General features: G+C 66.2%; 15 protein-coding genes. 7 read left to right on the plus strand and 8 right to left on the minus strand.

All coding sequences use genetic code 11. From position 1 onward, the window contains the following. Positions 1 to 161: 161 nt before the first annotated feature. Positions 162 to 1,844 (plus strand): SulP family inorganic anion transporter, encoded by a 1,683-nt coding sequence (locus tag EJK15_RS10655; RefSeq protein ID WP_138710218.1) that lies wholly within the window; start codon positions 162 to 164, stop codon positions 1,842 to 1,844. A gap of 94 nt (positions 1,845 to 1,938) precedes the next feature. On the opposite strand, the gene EJK15_RS10660 is transcribed toward EJK15_RS10655, so the two are convergent. From EJK15_RS10660 to EJK15_RS10670, 3 genes are read right to left on the minus strand one after another with little or no spacing between them, the layout of a single operon-like run. Then, positions 1,939 to 3,273 (minus strand): Dyp-type peroxidase, encoded by a 1,335-nt coding sequence (locus EJK15_RS10660; RefSeq protein ID WP_138710219.1) that lies wholly within the window; start codon positions 3,271 to 3,273, stop codon positions 1,939 to 1,941. A gap of 21 nt (positions 3,274 to 3,294) precedes the next feature. Continuing rightward, entirely contained in the window at positions 3,295 to 4,314 is a 1,020-nt protein-coding gene (locus tag EJK15_RS10665; protein ID WP_138710220.1) for a hypothetical protein, read from the minus strand. Between the two features lie 27 nt (positions 4,315 to 4,341). Beyond that, entirely contained in the window at positions 4,342 to 4,875 is a 534-nt protein-coding gene (locus tag EJK15_RS10670; protein ID WP_138710221.1) for a hypothetical protein, read from the minus strand. Between the two features lie 1,086 nt (positions 4,876 to 5,961). On the opposite strand from EJK15_RS10670, the gene EJK15_RS10675 reads away from it, so the two are divergent. After that, positions 5,962 to 6,147, plus strand: coding sequence for an AAA family ATPase (locus EJK15_RS10675; protein WP_338089859.1), 186 nt, complete (start codon positions 5,962 to 5,964; stop codon positions 6,145 to 6,147). A 70-nt stretch (positions 6,148 to 6,217) separates the two neighbouring features. On the opposite strand, the gene EJK15_RS10680 is transcribed toward EJK15_RS10675, so the two are convergent. Then, complete coding sequence (locus tag EJK15_RS10680; RefSeq protein WP_138710222.1) at positions 6,218 to 6,466, minus strand: hypothetical protein; 249 nt, start codon at positions 6,464 to 6,466, stop codon at positions 6,218 to 6,220. An 88-nt stretch (positions 6,467 to 6,554) separates the two neighbouring features. Here EJK15_RS10680 and EJK15_RS10685 point away from each other — a divergent pair, with 88 nt between their 5' ends. The 4 genes from EJK15_RS10685 to EJK15_RS10695 all read left to right on the plus strand — a co-directional run bounded on the left by EJK15_RS10685 (position 6,555) and on the right by EJK15_RS10695 (position 9,781). Beyond that, complete coding sequence (locus EJK15_RS10685) at positions 6,555 to 7,199, plus strand: tyrosine-type recombinase/integrase (protein WP_206060771.1); 645 nt, start codon at positions 6,555 to 6,557, stop codon at positions 7,197 to 7,199. 121 nt (positions 7,200 to 7,320) lie between these two features. After that, positions 7,321 to 7,542, plus strand: a complete 222-nt coding sequence (locus tag EJK15_RS72690) for a BLUF domain-containing protein (protein ID WP_206060772.1) — start codon at positions 7,321 to 7,323, stop codon at positions 7,540 to 7,542. Between the two features lie 152 nt (positions 7,543 to 7,694). Continuing rightward, entirely contained in the window at positions 7,695 to 9,212 is a 1,518-nt protein-coding gene (locus EJK15_RS10690) for an FAD-dependent monooxygenase (RefSeq protein ID WP_138710223.1), read from the plus strand. After that, complete coding sequence (locus EJK15_RS10695; protein ID WP_138710224.1) at positions 9,182 to 9,781, plus strand: TetR/AcrR family transcriptional regulator; 600 nt, start codon at positions 9,182 to 9,184, stop codon at positions 9,779 to 9,781. The genes EJK15_RS10690 and EJK15_RS10695 overlap by 31 nt, the downstream gene beginning before the upstream one ends. A gap of 702 nt (positions 9,782 to 10,483) precedes the next feature. On the opposite strand, the gene EJK15_RS10700 is transcribed toward EJK15_RS10695, so the two are convergent. Continuing rightward, a complete protein-coding gene (locus EJK15_RS10700) occupies positions 10,484 to 12,466 on the minus strand; it encodes a WD40 repeat domain-containing protein (RefSeq protein ID WP_420847036.1) in 1,983 nt (660 codons plus the stop codon). A gap of 68 nt (positions 12,467 to 12,534) precedes the next feature. Between EJK15_RS10700 and EJK15_RS10705 the strand changes: the two genes are divergently transcribed. Continuing rightward, positions 12,535 to 12,936: a hypothetical protein gene (locus EJK15_RS10705; RefSeq protein ID WP_138710226.1), complete on the plus strand. Its 402-nt coding sequence runs from the start codon at positions 12,535 to 12,537 to the stop codon at positions 12,934 to 12,936. Between the two features lie 208 nt (positions 12,937 to 13,144). Here the strand turns inward: EJK15_RS10705 and EJK15_RS10710 are convergent, their stop codons facing one another. The 3 genes from EJK15_RS10710 to EJK15_RS10720 all read right to left on the minus strand — a co-directional run bounded on the left by EJK15_RS10710 (position 13,145) and on the right by EJK15_RS10720 (position 15,323). Next, positions 13,145 to 13,843: an SDR family oxidoreductase gene (locus EJK15_RS10710; RefSeq protein WP_138710227.1), complete on the minus strand. Its 699-nt coding sequence runs from the start codon at positions 13,841 to 13,843 to the stop codon at positions 13,145 to 13,147. Positions 13,844 to 14,077: 234 nt separating this feature from the next. After that, positions 14,078 to 14,221: a hypothetical protein gene (locus EJK15_RS10715; protein WP_206060773.1), complete on the minus strand. Its 144-nt coding sequence runs from the start codon at positions 14,219 to 14,221 to the stop codon at positions 14,078 to 14,080. Positions 14,222 to 14,321: 100 nt separating this feature from the next. Further along, on the minus strand, positions 14,322 to 15,323 hold the full coding sequence (locus tag EJK15_RS10720; protein WP_138710228.1) for an NADP-dependent oxidoreductase: 1,002 nt from the start codon (positions 15,321 to 15,323) through the stop codon (positions 14,322 to 14,324). Positions 15,324 to 15,384: the final 61 nt, after the last annotated feature.

A 15,384-nucleotide genomic window follows, 5' to 3' on the forward strand; every position in this document is an offset into this window, starting at 1 on the left:
GATGTGCCGTGGGTGGTGCTGTATGTCAAGCGGTGGCTCGCTGCGCCGCTGGTAGTGCAGCCTGCTCGGCCTGCTCCGCCGGCTCCGAGGAGGACCCAAGCTTTACGACGCCAGCAGACGCGCCTGGAACGCGATGACCGTTATCGGCAGATGATGAGGGAATGGATGGGGGTCCCTGGTCTGTGGCCAGGGTGGTGCCGCTGATCGGACAGCTTCATCACCACTCGGCCCGACGGGCGCGTGCGGACGCCATCGCCGGGCTCGTGAGTGCCGTCAGCCTGCTGCCTCAGGCGCTGGCCTTCGGCACGCTGGCAGGTCTGCCCGCCGTCGCCGGGTTGTACACCGCGCTGGGGGCCGCGACGGTCTTCGCTCTGCTGACCGGCACGCGTTTCGTGGCGGTGGGGCCCGCCTCCACCATGGCACTCTTGACGTTCGCCACGGTGCACGAGCTGGCGGGTGACGACGCCGCCCGGGCGACGGTGCTGGCGGCGGGGCTGGCTGTCATGATGGGGGTCTGGTGCCTGCTAGGGGCGGCGCTGCGGCTGCAGGGCCTCGCAGATTTCCTGTCCGCGCCGGTGCTGCTTGGATACCTGGCCGGTGTGGCTGTGGAACTCATCGCCAGCCAGGTGGGACCGCTGCTGGGGATCGCGACATACGGATCCGATCCCCTCCGCAAGCTGTGGCAGGTGATCACCCATCTGGATCAGATCCAACCGCTGAGCGCGGCGATGGGCCTTGGCGCCCTGGCCGCACTCGTGCTGCTCCGGCGCTATCTGCCGGGCTGGCCCGGTGCGCTGGTGATCTGCCTGGGCGCAATCGCGCTGTCCGCCGTGGCCGGGCTGGCCGACCGTGGGGTCGCGGTGATCGGTCCGGTATCCGGCGGGCCGCCCGATTTCGTGCGGATCGACCTGACGGCCGACGAGGTGTGGGCGCTGCTGCTGCCATCGCTGGGCCTGGCCTTGATCGCCTTGATCGAGACCGTGAGCGCCGTCCGCCATGCCGCGATCAACGTCGGCGAGAGGACCTCCCTGGACCGGGAGACGGCCGCGCTCGGCGTCGCGAGTCTGGTCTCCGGCGCGCTGGGCGGCTTCGCGCCGATGGCCAGCACGCCGCGTACGCTGTCGGCCCGCGGCGCCGGAGCACACTGTCAGGCCTTCCAACTCATCGCCGCCGGCTGTGTCCTGTTCGTCCTGTACACCGGCGGGCCGCTGTACGGGCTGCTCCCGTACGCGGTGCTGGCCGCCATCGTCATCGTCAACGCTCCCAGGCTCCTCGACATCACCGGCTTCGCCCGGCTCTGGCGCGGCTGGCGCGCCGAGGGTGCGATCGCGCTCGTCAGCATGGCCGGCGTGCTGGCCCTCGGCGTGCTGCGAGGACTGCTCATTGCCGTGGCCCTGTCCATCGTTCAGTTGGTCCGCCGAGCCGCCCGCCCACACGACGCTGTGCTGGCCGTCACCGTCGGCGAACGGGAGCCACGCGAGATCGCCGAAGCCGACTCACCCCACCCCGATATCCTCATCTATCGCGTGGACGCGCCGCTGTTCTTCGCGAACGCCCAGCGGGTCCGCCAGCGTGTGCTGTCCTTGGTGGCGGCCCGCCAGCCGCGTCCCGGCAGCGTGATCCTGGATACGGAGGCGGTGTTCTACGTGGATGCCACCGCCGCGGACGCCCTGGCCCAGCTCACCGTGGACCTGCGGGCGCTGGAATGCAGGCTGGCCCTGGCCGACGTCCATGCCTCCGTCCTGGCGGTGCTGCGCGCCAATCCCTACCGCGACGGCGCTACACGCCAGCTGCCTGCCTATCCCACGGTCCGCGAGGCATTTACGGCCATGCGAAAACGGTGAACGCGGCGACATGGTGGCCGCGATGAAGATCACGGTGACCGCGTTGAGCAGAAGCTGCAGCGTGTCCTGTGACCTCACCCGGCTTCGCCGTGCCTCAGTCTTGGAGATCACCCAGCCAGCGCAGGGCGGTCAGGCCAGGCATGAAGCAGTACTCGCCACCGCGTGTGACGACGAACCTGGGCAGCGTCTGCAGGCGGCGCCGTACGGGACGCCGGGGGATCGTGAAGTCGCCGGAGCCGTCGTTGGAGCCGGAGACGGGGTCCCTCGCGTCACCGGCGCCGAAGAAGACGCCGTCGTTCATCCATTCGGACTGGACGAACTCGAACTGCCGCCCGAGGTGAGCTCCGACGAAGGCGAACATCAGCCCGCGATCGGCCCCGTCGTCTTCAAGGACACCCTCGGGCAGTGGCGGACCGTACGCGGTGCCACGTCTGATCATGCGGTGCAGCCTCGGCACTCCAGCCACCGACGCATCACGAGGATTGCCCCGGCGCATGTGGCAGCCGCCGGGAGTCGTGAAGCCGGCCGGATCCTCCTGCTCGAACAGGAAAGTGTTGTTGCGGCTTCGGTCGGCGCCCAGGTCCGGGTCGTCGTGCAGCGGGCTGAGCGCCAGCGGCGCGCCGCTACGCCAGCGACCCATGATCTTCGCCGCCAGCAGCTCTTCGTCCTCGGGGCTGGTGGCATTGTCCTTCAGGTACTGCCGGAACAGGGCCACACGCTGGTGGAGCTTGCGGAAGACCACGTAGGTGCCGTTACGCCCCAGGACCTCCGGTTGTGGGGTCTGGACGCCGCCAAGCTCGTCGCGATAGCCGAGCACGAACTCGCCTGCCTTGAGCGGCGTCTCCAAGCGGTTCGAGCCGGCGATGCCGCTGCCCTCGACGGCCGGATGGCTGATGCCGTCGCGGTAACCGAAGGGCTCGGTCTCGGTGGGCAGCGCATGGCAGTTCTGCCGCCAGATCGCCGTCACGCCGGGAAGAGCCTCGTAGGCGGGACGGGCGCGATCGATGGCGACGTCCAGTTGCGCGCTGTCGGGTGCGAGTGCCACGAGCACCACGTGGACGTCGGGCGTGCCGAGCGGTGGTTCCCAGTGCTCAGGGCCGCTCTCGCCGATGTCGCCCAGCGCCTTGGCTCGTGCGGCCATTCCCTGCCGGAACTCCCAGCAGAACGTGTCCAGCGAATCCTGTGGCACACCGAGCGCCCTGAGTCCGTGATAGGTGACCGCGACGCTCACCCAGGTCTCGCCCAGCGGGCTCGCCGTGTCGGCCGCCGAGGTCACCGCCCCGCTCAAGCGGCGCATGAGTTCCCGCCCGTGCGCGCGGTCGTCGATGCGGAGCAGGATGTACGTGGCCGCGTACGGCGTCGGCCGAGGGCTGAGCACCCCGCGCTGGATGTCGTGGAGTTCGAGGGCGACCTGCGTGTGTTCGCTCATCGAACCCGCCTCCCTGCGGTGCTATTTCGCCGAGACGATGTTGTTCCAGAACGTGCGCAGGCTCTCGTCCACGCCGAACAACGAGCTGAAGATCGTGGTGTCGGCCAGGATCACGTCTCCGGCCCGATCACCGCTGGGCGGCATCCACAGGAACATGTTGAACTCGGTGTTGCCTGCCTCTGTGAACGGGTGCGGCGGCCTGGACATGTCGATCGGCTGCCTGCCCAGCACATGGATGACGTTCGGGTCGTTGGTGGTCACGGCGTAGTGCGGGAGGTGCATGTGGAAGTTGAACCTGCTAACGCCTTCCAGCCACCCCTTGGTGTCCAGATCCCTGGCAATGGACAGAGGGGCGCTCTGGTTCGCTTCCGTCACCGCAGGGCGTAGCCCGTAGCGGTTCTCGACAGGCACTCCGAGACCTGCCATCAACGATCGGGTGTACCTGCCGAACCGTTGCTGGCGGGGCACCAGAGGATCGCCGTGGTGGTAATACTCCATGTCACGCACCGACATGTCGTCCGATGCCCCGACGTCATGGTGCGGCCCCACAGCCAAGCAGGTCCCTTCCCGGGTGAGGAAGTTCCGTACGACCTCGATCTCCTCAGGTGCGGCCTCCTGCCCGGTGATCACGTGGTCCAGCCCCCACACGAACAGGGTGTCGGTGTCTGCCAGCACCCGCTCGTCCAGCGGCGTATGGAAACCCGCCTGATCGACGCGCTGGTACACGGGCACGGCGAATCCGGTGGTCTCCTCGACGAACTGCTGGAAAGGCAGCCAGCCCCAGAAGAACAGCTCCAGCGAACCGGCGACGCCCTGTTGGAAGCGCAGGGGATCCGACCATTTCGGATCCTCGTAGGCCGGCCACGTCATGCGGCGTACTTCGGTCATGGTGGAGAACCGGTTGTCGAGGTCGGCCGGGTTCCTGCCGGCCTCGGCCGGATAGCTCCACGCGACGTAGATGCTCAGCCGCCGCCGGCCGGGGGTGTACGGGCGCGGCACGTGATTCTGGTTGTACGTGCGCGCGGTCCTGAACTCGCTCATGTCGTCTCCGGATAACGTCTGCGGATGTCACTGCAACTGGTCGAGCATCTCCGACAAGGCGCTCTTTATCCGCAAAGCTTTCTTGATCTCGTCTGCGGTGAAGTACGGATACTCGCCGTACTCGATGAAGCTCGGGCAATGGTGCTCGCGAACGAACCTGACGAATGCCTCGGGGTTGGTCTTCCAGTCCTCGGGAAATCCCTCGAGATTCTCGAAGGCCGTGCTCACTCCCGCTCGGGTGAACAGTGCGATGGCGTCTTCGGTGTACTTGTCGAAGTCGGTGTCGAAGATCCCCTGGTACATGAAGCGCGTGTCGTCGTCGAAGAGCACCCAGCGCAGATAGTGCAGCTTGAGCGGCGCGAGGAGTTGCGGATCGCTTTGCAGCGCCTTGGCCAGCGTGTGGCCGTAGTCGCGGATCGCTTCGGCGCGGCCGGGCTTGACGTTCGCGATGATGGTGAACCCGTAGCATGCCGGGGTCCTCGGGAATATGGGGCCGTATTTTCCCTGCTCAAGATGATCGGTATCCTTGGGGATGACGACTGCTTGTGGCGAGATCTCCATATTTGCCCCCTCTCTCCAGATAACGCTATCTGACTGTGTAATTGGCGAGCAGTGTAAAGGTGAGTAATGAGCGTGGATATATCGATATTTGCAGGTCTCATCACCGACGGCTGACCGACCCTGTGCTGTGCGTGTCTGCCCCGCGCGCTCTCACGGTCAGCCGTGTGAGCAGCGCCAGCGCCACGCCTGCCCGCCGGAACTGCCCGCCCTGGACATCGCCCAGGGCGGTGCGCCAGCGGCGCCCACATCGGAGTGGATCGACCTCATCAGCATGGCCAGCCACGCCGGTCCGCCGCCTGACATTTCATGGCTACGGGCGCTGTGGTCCACCGTGCGTTGTCGCACCGTCCGCCCATCGCCACAGCCCTTGAGGGGCTGGCGCCGCTGAAAATGATGTGCTTGGAGAGCACTCCGGTATGTCCGGTGTGGACGGTCATCGTGCAGAGCATCCGCATCGAAGACAGAGGTACTTGGTCGGCCGCCCGCTCGCACTGGCGCTGTAGACATCCACACGATGCCTCGGTTGTCGGTTAACCAGGCAACTCGCCCAGCTCCGTCCAGAGCTTGACCACGGCCAATACGCGGCCAAGCTGAGATGGTCATAGGTATACGCCCAGGTCAGAGCTTGATCGCGACGGGACTGTAAAACCGTCGGCTCAGCCTACGCAAGTTCGAACCTTGCACCTGCCATACCAGCTAGAAGAGGCCCGTGACCAGCGGAAACGCGGTGACGGGCCTCTCGCGTTGTGTCCGGCCATCTACGGCCGACACCAGCCGACTACGGCTGATCGTTCCCTATGCGTTCCCAAACGATCAAATCCGGCAGATCATGGAGAGCTATTGGTCAGTCGACTGGAGCGGTGGGAGGTCTCTGTCCTCCAAACTGCACCAACACACCGGGGTAGAGCCGGCGCCCGGTCACAGCGGGCACCGATCTCTGCCGCGCCTATCTGCCCGGCGAAGCGTGAAAGTGGGCCGGCACGCAACGGTCCCTAACGATATGGGCTAGGGGCAATGCCGGTTTTTAAGGGCTTGCCGCTGAATAAGCCGTAGCTTCTGGGTTTCTCACTCGTTACTGTCCAGCTGATTGGGATGCCCGAGCCCCGCCTCGCCCTGGCGCAGGCCACCGTGCATCTGGCCATGGCGCCGAAGTCGAACACGGTGATCGTCGGGTTCGACGAGGTCATGGCCGACGTCCGCGCGGGCACCGTCGGTGCGGTGCCCTGCATGATCACCCGCGCTCTCGACTCCGCGTGGGCTGCTGTGACGTGAGGAACAACGCAGCCGTGCCGGAAAGGGGCAACGCCCTGGCTGGAACCGGGCGCCGCCCCCTGCCGCGGTCTCAGTCCGGCATGTCGTACCACTGGGGTTCGGGACGCGAGCTGGGAGCGGGGCCCGCGTCCTTGCCGGCGGTCACGTAGAGGTCGACGGTGTCGGAGCTGTGGAAGCGGGTGGACGCCACGGTCCAGTTGTCCTTGACCCGGCTCGCTGGCACGGCTTCGTCGGACCACCCACCGTCCTGGTACTGCCACACCAGCCGGTAGCCGGCCTTCAGCCCGCGCCGGCTCAGCTCGGACCGTACGTCCGCCACCGTCTTGCCGTGACTGGTGTACCCGGACAGAGCCTCCTCGCCCTCCTCCGGGTCGACGGGGCTTTCGTCAACGTACGGCTCGCTCGAAATGGTCCGGGCGCTGGTCGGCGTCTGGCTGTTCGCCGGCTGCCGCGTCGATGAGATCCGCCGCCTGGAGCTTGACTGCGTCACCTGGGATGAAGGCCACGACGAGCAGAGCGGCGAGGCCTATCCGGTCTGCCTGCTGCGGGTCCCGGCCAACAAGACCTGCGGGCCGTTCACCAAGCCCGTCGACTCGGTCGTTGGACAGCTCATCGAGGCGTGGAAGCTCGTGCGAGCCCCGCAACCCGACATCACCGACCGCAAGACCCGGCAACGCCGCCAGCACCTGTTCACCCACCGCGGACAACTGGTCGGCGGCGGCTACCTCAACGACCACATCATCCCGGCGCCCTGCGCCAAGGCCGGCATCCCCATGCGCGACTCGCGCGGTGCCCTCACCAGCCACCGCGCCCGAGCCACCATCGCCACCCAGCTCCTCAACGCCCGCGAGCCCCTCACCCTGGCCGACCTGCAGCAATGGCTCGGCCACAAACCCCCCTCCAGCACCCGCCACTACGCCGCGATCCTGCAGCGCACCCTGACCGCCGCCTACAAGAAGGCCGACTACTTCGCCCGCAACGTCCGCACCATCGAAGTCCTCATCGACCGCGACAGAATCCGCAACGGCGCCGCCGCCGACGGACAGCCCTGAAAGTACTACGACCTGGGCGACGGCTACTGCACCTACGACTTCTTCGCCCAGTGCCCGCACCGCCTGGCCTGCGCCCGATGCCCCCTTCTACCTGCCCAAACAGTCCCATGCTGGACAGCTGTTGGCCGTCAAGGACGGCATCGAGGGCATGCTCGAACAACTCGATCTCACCGACGAAGAGCGCCAAGTGCTGGAAGGAGACCGGGACGCGGTCACCGCGCTCGCCGAACGCCTCGTCGACATGCCTACCCCGGCCGGCCCCACGCCGGGAGAGCTCGGCACCCAACCTGCGTTTATCCCGCTCACGGTTCTACGCAACAGCCTACCGAGAAGCGAAACGTAACACATCTCCTGGTACTGCGCCTCGGCTGAGTCGATCAAGGGAGTCACGTGATTTCCACGGTACTAACGAGCAGCCTCCGACCGGCGCTCGGTGATTGTGATCACACATGTCCGTCATTCCGACTTAGTAATCGGTACCGTATCGTTTACTAAGTGACTGACACCGTACTCATCGCGGGCGCTGGCCCCACCGGGCTGGCCCTGGCCATCCACCTGGCATTACACGACATCCCCGTGCGCGTCATCGACGCCGCCGCCAGCCCCGCCACCACCTCCCGCGCCCTCGGCCTGCAACCACGCGGCGTCGAGGTCCTGGAACGCATCGGCGCGCTCGGCGACCTGCCACAGCGCTCCCAGTCCTCGCTCAACATGTCCTACAACGAGGGATCGCGCACCGTACTACGCCTCCACGTCGGCCAAGCCGTCGCCGACCAGCCGAAACAGGCACTGCTGATCTCACAGGCCGACGTCGAGGGCACCATGCGGCAACGCCTGGCCGAACTAGGCGGCCACGTCGAATGGGACACCCGGCTGGTCACGGCCAGGCAGGACGACATGAGCGTCATCGCCACCGTCCAGACGGCCGATGGCACCGAGCACCACATCGAGACCCACTGGCTGATCGGCTGCGACGGCGCACACAGCACCGTACGCAAACTCGCCGCAATCGGCTTCCCCGGCCGCAAACTCCTCGAACGCCTGCTGATGGTCGACGTGCGGGCCCAATGGCCGCTGGACAAGAACGGCAGCACGACCTGGATGGACGCCGGTCACATGTTGTCGGTCACCGCGCTGCCCGACGACACCTGGCGCGTGTTCACCGAACCACCAGCGGATCTACCGGACCAGCTGTCCGAACGCGAGATCAGCGAGCGGGTGCTGAGCGAGTTCTCCCGCCGCAGCGGCGTCGCACTCGACACGGTCACGGACATCCGCTGGGCCTCGGAGTTCCGCATCCACCGCCGGCTCGCCGACGCCTACCGGCGCGGCCGGATCCTGCTGGCCGGCGACGCGGCACACATCCAGAGTCCCACCGGCGGCCAGGGGCAGAACACCGGGCTGGGCGACGCGGAAAACCTGGCCTGGAAGCTGGTGCTGGTCGCCCGCGGCCGCGCCGACCAGCGCCTGCTCGACACCTACGAGGGCGAGCGACGGTCGCTGGCCCGCAAGGTCCTGCGCGCCACCAGCACCGCCGTGGACATCATGCTGCCGCACGACCCGTGGAAACGCCTGCTGCGCGACAAGGTCGTCCTGCCGGTCGTCCGCCTGCCCGCAGTGCAGCGCCGATTGTGGCTGGCCGCCTCCCAACTCGGCATCAGCTACCGGGGCGGACCACTGGCCCCGACCTCGCATCGATGGATGCGCGGCCCGCGTCCCGGCGACCGGATGCCCGACCTCGCCTGCCGACATCTCGACGGCAGCCAGACCACGCTGCACGCCACGATCTCCGGACGCTGGGTGGTGCTCGCCAACGATCAGCACGTCGCCGCCCGCCACGCCGAGGCCGCCGCGGCACAACTGGGCGCCGACCTGATCGTCGCGCTCACACCGGTAGAGCCGCACTCGCACGATGTGGTGCTGATCCGCCCCGACGGGCACATCGGTTGGCGTGACCATCCGGCACCCGACAAACTGACGGCATGGCTGAACCAGGTGCTGTGGCCGGCGTAGAACGCCACGGCCGCCCACGCGACCCAGGAAACGACGCCGCCATCTTGGACGCGGCGTTGGACCTGCTGATCGAACGCGGCGCGGCGGGCACCAGCATCGAAGCGGTCGCCCAACGCGCCGGCGTGGCAAAACTGACCGTCTACCGGCGCTGGCGAGCCAAAGACGACCTCCTGATGGCCGCATTGGAGCACGCCCGCGCCCCCGACATGGACGCTGCCCCGGCAGGGCAGTCGATCGACGAACTGATCTCATCCATTGCCGAACTCCTCAGCCGCCCCCGCTTCCGCGTACTGATGGCACGCGTCATCGGCGCCTCAGTCGACTACCCGAAACTGGTGACCGCCTACACCAAGCGCTACCTGCAGCCACGACTGAACGCCATGGCGCAGATCGCCCAGCAAGCCATCGACGCCGGTCACCTCCCACCGGACACCGACCCGAGCGTCATCCAGGACATCCTGGCCAGCTCGATCGGATCCGTCCTGCTCCAGCACACGGAAGACGTGACAGCCCTACAGATCGAGCACCGACTGCGGAATCTGTTGCGCCACATCGGATACCGGTCTTGATTTTCTTAGGTTAGGAACAGCGGGCGATCACCTACCGGTGCAGCATCGCCCAGAGATCGTTACCTCATATTCGCAATAACGTGCCACTGGCAGCCGTTGTCGAGCTCGGCGATGCTGGGTCGTTCGCAGAGGTCAGGGTCGAAGCGGGAATGGGATGCGTCGGAGCCGGTGAGGGCCGTCCCGAGGCTTCCTCGTATCGGGCGATTCATGGGCGATCATTTTCCGCGGCCTGAAGCGTTCAAGATCAAGATGTGTGCGGCGCGGCTCGGATTGTCAGTGCGGTGGGCCATACTCCGCCAAGCCAGGATGATCACCAACAAGGCGAAGGCGTTGACATGGCACAGTGCTGCGGAGGCTCGACGACGAGGTCTACGTCGAGTACAACACGTTCGGGCTGGACGGCACCGACCTGCCGGAGTGGAGCTCCCCACCGACGAGGTCTACCACTTCGTCGCGGCCGTGCGGCTGGAGTCCTGGGACGCCGAGCCGGGCCCGCGGTGTTCCGGCTTGTGGGCCTTGCCTCGACACGCTGACGCTCATCCGTGGATCGCGAGGAGATCGAGCGATCCGCGCGTGACGGCCAAGGTCGCGGTTCCGCGTGTGGCAGACATGATCCCATCCTTGATGGGACCTGTGGTTGATCTTTACCTTCTCAGGATGGTGGCTGCCGGTTCTCTGCAGTCCTGTCGAACCATGCCATGGTCAGCTCGATCGGGTTGCGGTGAGTACGGCGATGTCACGGTCGAAGCAGACGATGATGTGGCCTTGTGGGGTGGCAGCGACGGCGTTGACTGGGCCGGGGAATTCGATGTCAGGGCTGATCTTGTCGAAGGTGGTGAGGCTCCATGCCGCTACCGTGCTGTAGCTGGCGGCAACTGCGATGGGGTGGCCGTTGACCGTGGTGGCGGCGAGTGCGCCCACGGTTCCCGTGGAAAGTTGGCCGATCTGCTGAGCGGTGGCGACGTCCCATACCTTCATCGGCGGGTCGCGCCAGTCATCGTTCGTGGTGATGGCGATGGGTCGTCCGTCCACGATGGTGGCGGCCACGAGGCGTACCGGTTTGCCGTTGCTTCCGGTGGTCTGGAGTCCGGTGTCGCGGTTGGTGGTGAGGTCACGGACCCGGAAGCCGCCGCCCCACCGTCCGAGTAGGGCGACGGGCTGGTCGTCGAGCGTGGTGGTGGCGAGGTCGTGTACCCATCGATGGTCGCTCTTGCGGGGGTTGCCGGTCTCTTCGCCGGTGCGGAGATCCCATACCCGGATGGTCTTGTCGTCGCCGGCGGTGATGGCCCGGGGTGGGTCGCCTGTGTTGTCGGCCGCGACGGCGGTTATCGGGCGGCTGTGGGTGGTCAACGGTGCTCCGGCCGCTTTCCCCAGTGTGAGGTCCCAGAGTTGGACATTGCCGTCCTTGCCTCCGGTGATCGCCACCGCGCGACCGTCCACTTGGGTCGCGGCCACGGCAGTGACGGCGCCGGTGTGGTCCGTGAGTGGCTGGCAGACCTGATCGCCGGTGTCCAGATCCCATACTCGTACGGTTTCGTCATCGCTGCCGGTGACCGCCACCGGTCGGCCAGCCACTGAAGTGGTGGCCACCGCCGTGATCGCGGCGTCGTGGCGAACTGGTTTGTCGGCCGGTTCGCCGACGACCAGATCGGACACCCGGACCGACCCGCCGTCGCAACTCGACACCACCACCTGCCGGCCATCCACCACTGCCGTCGCCACCGCATGCACTGTGCGGGGATGCTGAGGGAACAGCTCACCGACCAGCTCGGCCGTTTTCAGGTCCCACACCTGGATGGTCGGCTCGTTGGAGTTGCAGGTGATCGCCACCAGCCGGCCGTGCACAACCGTGGTCGTCACGGCCTCTAGGTCCGCAGATCGGGGGAGGTCACCGACCGGAAGTCCGGTGGCCAGGTCCGACACGCGTGTGGTCGTCTGATAGCTACCAGAGACGACCACCAGATGGCCGGCAGCCAGCTCCGCGACCGCAACCGCGCCCACGTGTCCACTATGGCCAGTGAACGGGCTACCCACCGGATCACCGGTATCCAGGTCCCATACCCGGACCGTTCGGTCGCCGCCCGTGACAGCCACCCAGCGGCCGTCCAGCACGGCGGTCGCCACCGCGTACACCGGGCCGGTGTGGCCGCGGATCGGCGCCATCACCTCCTGCCGCGTTTCCAGATCCCACACCCGTACCGTCGTGTCGTAGCAACCGGCGACCACCACCCGGCGGCCATGGCGTTCCGCGATCGCGAGGGCCTCCGCACTGTCAGCCTGAAGGTGGAACGGCTCACCCACCGGCCTACCGGACGCGAGTTCCCACACCCGTACGGTGTCGTCGTCACCACCGCTGACCACAACAGGGCGACCGTCCAGAACTGACATCGCCAGCGCCCGCACCGCGTTCGTGTGACCAGCCCATGGGGCGCCGGCCCGCTCGCCGGTTGACAGATCCCAGACCCGTACGGTGTTGTCGCCGCCTGCGGTGACCGCTACGGCACGGCCGTCGAAGACCGCGGTCGTCACCGCCGCCACCCAATTGGTGTGACCGTCGGTGGTGCCCAACGGCGGGCATGACGTCACGCCCTTCGGCAGCAGACTGGTCCAAGCCTGCTGCACACGCCAGGCAGCAGGACGAACAACCGGGACCTCATGGCGGGGCAGTGACGACATGCCGCGCATAGTAGTTGCTGGCACCGGGACGCGTCTCCAAGAAACCCGGGTGGTCGTCTGTCCACCACAATGGAACTGTGACGAACACCGTCAAGGCGTCCCCCATGCCGGGCACCCTTAAAGTGGCTCAATTCGTCATCACGCTCGAAGTAGCATTTGGCCTGGTGGGTCTAGCGATCACGCTGGCCGGCTTCTTCTCAACCTTCGAATGGGGCATCCTGCCTGCCCTGGCCTACGCCGCAGGAAGCACTGCCCTTCTCGGGTGGCTGCTGAGCCGATGGTCGAGCCGCCGAACGTTCTTACGCTGGGCAATCATCGCCGTGCACCTGCTGACGATCAGCGCAACCATCCTCGACCTGGCCCTCTTCTCGACCGTGACCTGGAATGCGGTGTTCGGCGCTCACATACTCACCTGGACCGTCATCGTCCTGCTCCTCCTGCCCTCGGCTGGGCGCTGGTTCAGCGAGTCCCGCGCCTGACGTCGCGGCAGGCCCTACGCCCGCACGTTCAGTCGGTTCGGATTCCCCTGGCGCGGAACCTGGCCACGAACAGGTTGAAGTCAGGAAGGTCTTCGATCTCTTCACGAGCCGAACCAGAAGGACCGTCACGAGGTGCCTCGCGCTCGGCCACTGCCCGGGGAGGGTGGCGAGGAGTTCATGGATGCAGGTGCTCGACGTGGACTGGTCCTCAGGCCAACTGCGGGTAGAGCGCCGTGACGCCTGCGGCCAGCGCGGCCTGTGCCTGGCGGCTGGCGTCGTCCGCGAGGATTTCGTAGGCGCCGGCGGCGATGCCGTCGACGGCGATCCGGGCGATGTCGGCGGGGTCGGACTTGGCCGCGGTGACCGTCCGTACCATGTCGGTGTCCATGTAGCCGACGTGCAGTCCGGCCACTCGGATGCCCTGGTCGGCGAGTTGCACGCGCAGGGCGTTGGTGAGCGACCACTGTGCGGACTTGGCGGCGCAGTAGGCGCCGACCTCCGGGAAGCTGACCCAGGACAGGCCGGACAGGATGTTCAGGATCGCGCCGCCGCCGTTGGCCGCGATCTGGGGTACGAAGCTGCGGACCACCGAGAGGGTGCCGAAATAGTGGGTGTTCATCTCCAGGCGGATGTCGTCCAGGTCGCCTGCGAGCAGGTCGCTGCCGGTGGCTGAGCCGGCGTTGTTGATCAGGACCGTCACGTCACCGGTGGCCTGGGCGGCGGCTGCCACGGAGGCGGGGTCGGTGACGTCGAGCGCGATCGGCGTGGCGCCCGGCAGGTCGACCTGGTCGGGGTTGCGGGCACCGGCGTAGACGGTGGCGCCGCGGCTGAGCAACTCGGCAGCGAGCGCGCGGCCAAACCCCCGGTTGGCTCCGGTGACAAGAACGGTGCTGGTGGACAGGTCCATGGAAAGCTCCTGAAGAAATGAGAAAGGCACGTTGATCGCATTTGGTGGGCTAGCCGGGGTTTCGTGTCAGGCCGCGGGTCAGGTGGCCGGTCCGGTTCCGTGGGCGGGCAGGGTGGTGACCGGTGCGCGGGGGCTGTTGGTCACCGAGGGGCGAGATCCCCCTCGGTTGCTGTCGGCGTTCGGCCGGAGGGCCTGCCGGCGAGGTCGGTGATGGCGGCGGTGGCGTAGGCGAGGTCAGGCGGCGAGGAAGTTGGTCACCTCGGTGGCGAACTTCTTGGCGTGCTGGAACAGGAAAGCGTGGCCGGCGTCGCTGTAGAGGATGAGGGCGGCCGAGTCGAGGTGCTGGACCGCGACGTAGGAAGCGTGTGCGGGGAGCATCCGGACCGGCGGCTGCCGCGCCGGTCACCTTGGCGACGGCGGCGGGATCGTCGCCGTCCTTCATCGCCGCGGACCGACCCCAATCGCCGCGACCGGATATTCATCTCACCTTGACGACGACCTTGCCTTTTGCGCGTCCCGTTTCGAGGTAAGCCATGGCCTCATTGGTTGACTCGAACGGAAAGACCCGGTCCACGACTGGGCGTATTATCCCCGAATCGATGAGAGAGCTGATCTCGCGCAGTTGATCTCCACTTGCTCTCATGAAAAGAAATGAATAGCTGACGTGATGACGTTTTGCCGCTCTCCTGGTTCGATAGCTCAAAACGCGCATTACCGGCCTCAAGATCCACGGCGATCCGATCTCTTTTGCGAAATTGGGATCAGGTGGGCCTGAGATCGAGATGAGCTTTCCGCCGGGTTTCAGCACTCGTAGAGATTTTTTGAGCGTCTCGTCGTCCAGGCTGTGCAAGACCACATCGTAGCCATGCAGGATTTTTTCGAAGTCGTCTTTCCTGTAGTCGATCACGACATCTGCGCCGAGGTGCTTCACCAGATCGATGTTCGTCGTGCTGGTTGTGGTCGCCACGGTCGCCCCGACATGCTTGGCCAACTGGATGGCAAATGTACCTACGCCGCCGGAACCTGCTTGGATGAGGACTTTCTGTCCTTTCTTCAGCTTCGCTGTTTCGATCAACGCTTGCCAAGCGGTCAAGCCGACCAGTGGGATGGAGGCCGCTTCTTCCATGGTGAGTTGTGTTGGCTTCAGTGCCAGGTCGTCTTCTTTTATCGAGATGAGTTCCGCGAAAGCACCGATTCGATCTTGGTCTGGTCGTGCGTAGACCTCGTCGCCGGGCTTGAATCGCCGCACTCGAGACCCGACTCGGACCACGACGCCGGCCACATCATTACCCAGAACGACCGGCAGGTGATAGGGCAGAATGAGTTTGAACTCTCCGTCCCTGATCTTGGAATCGAGAAGGTTCACACCTGCGGCGTGGATCTGGACCAGTACGTCATTCTCCCGTACCTCAGGCTCCGGCATTACGCCCGCACGTACGCTGTCGTTGTTTCCATAACGGTCGAGGATGAATGCTTTCATGATATTTTCTCTCTCCAATTTGTTGCTCAACGAGAATGAAAGGAAGAGTCCGAGGCAAGTG

Origin of the sequence: Nonomuraea basaltis (genome assembly GCF_005893125.1) — a bacterium.
GTDB classification, from domain to species: Bacteria; Actinomycetota; Actinomycetes; order Streptosporangiales; family Streptosporangiaceae; genus Nonomuraea; species Nonomuraea basaltis.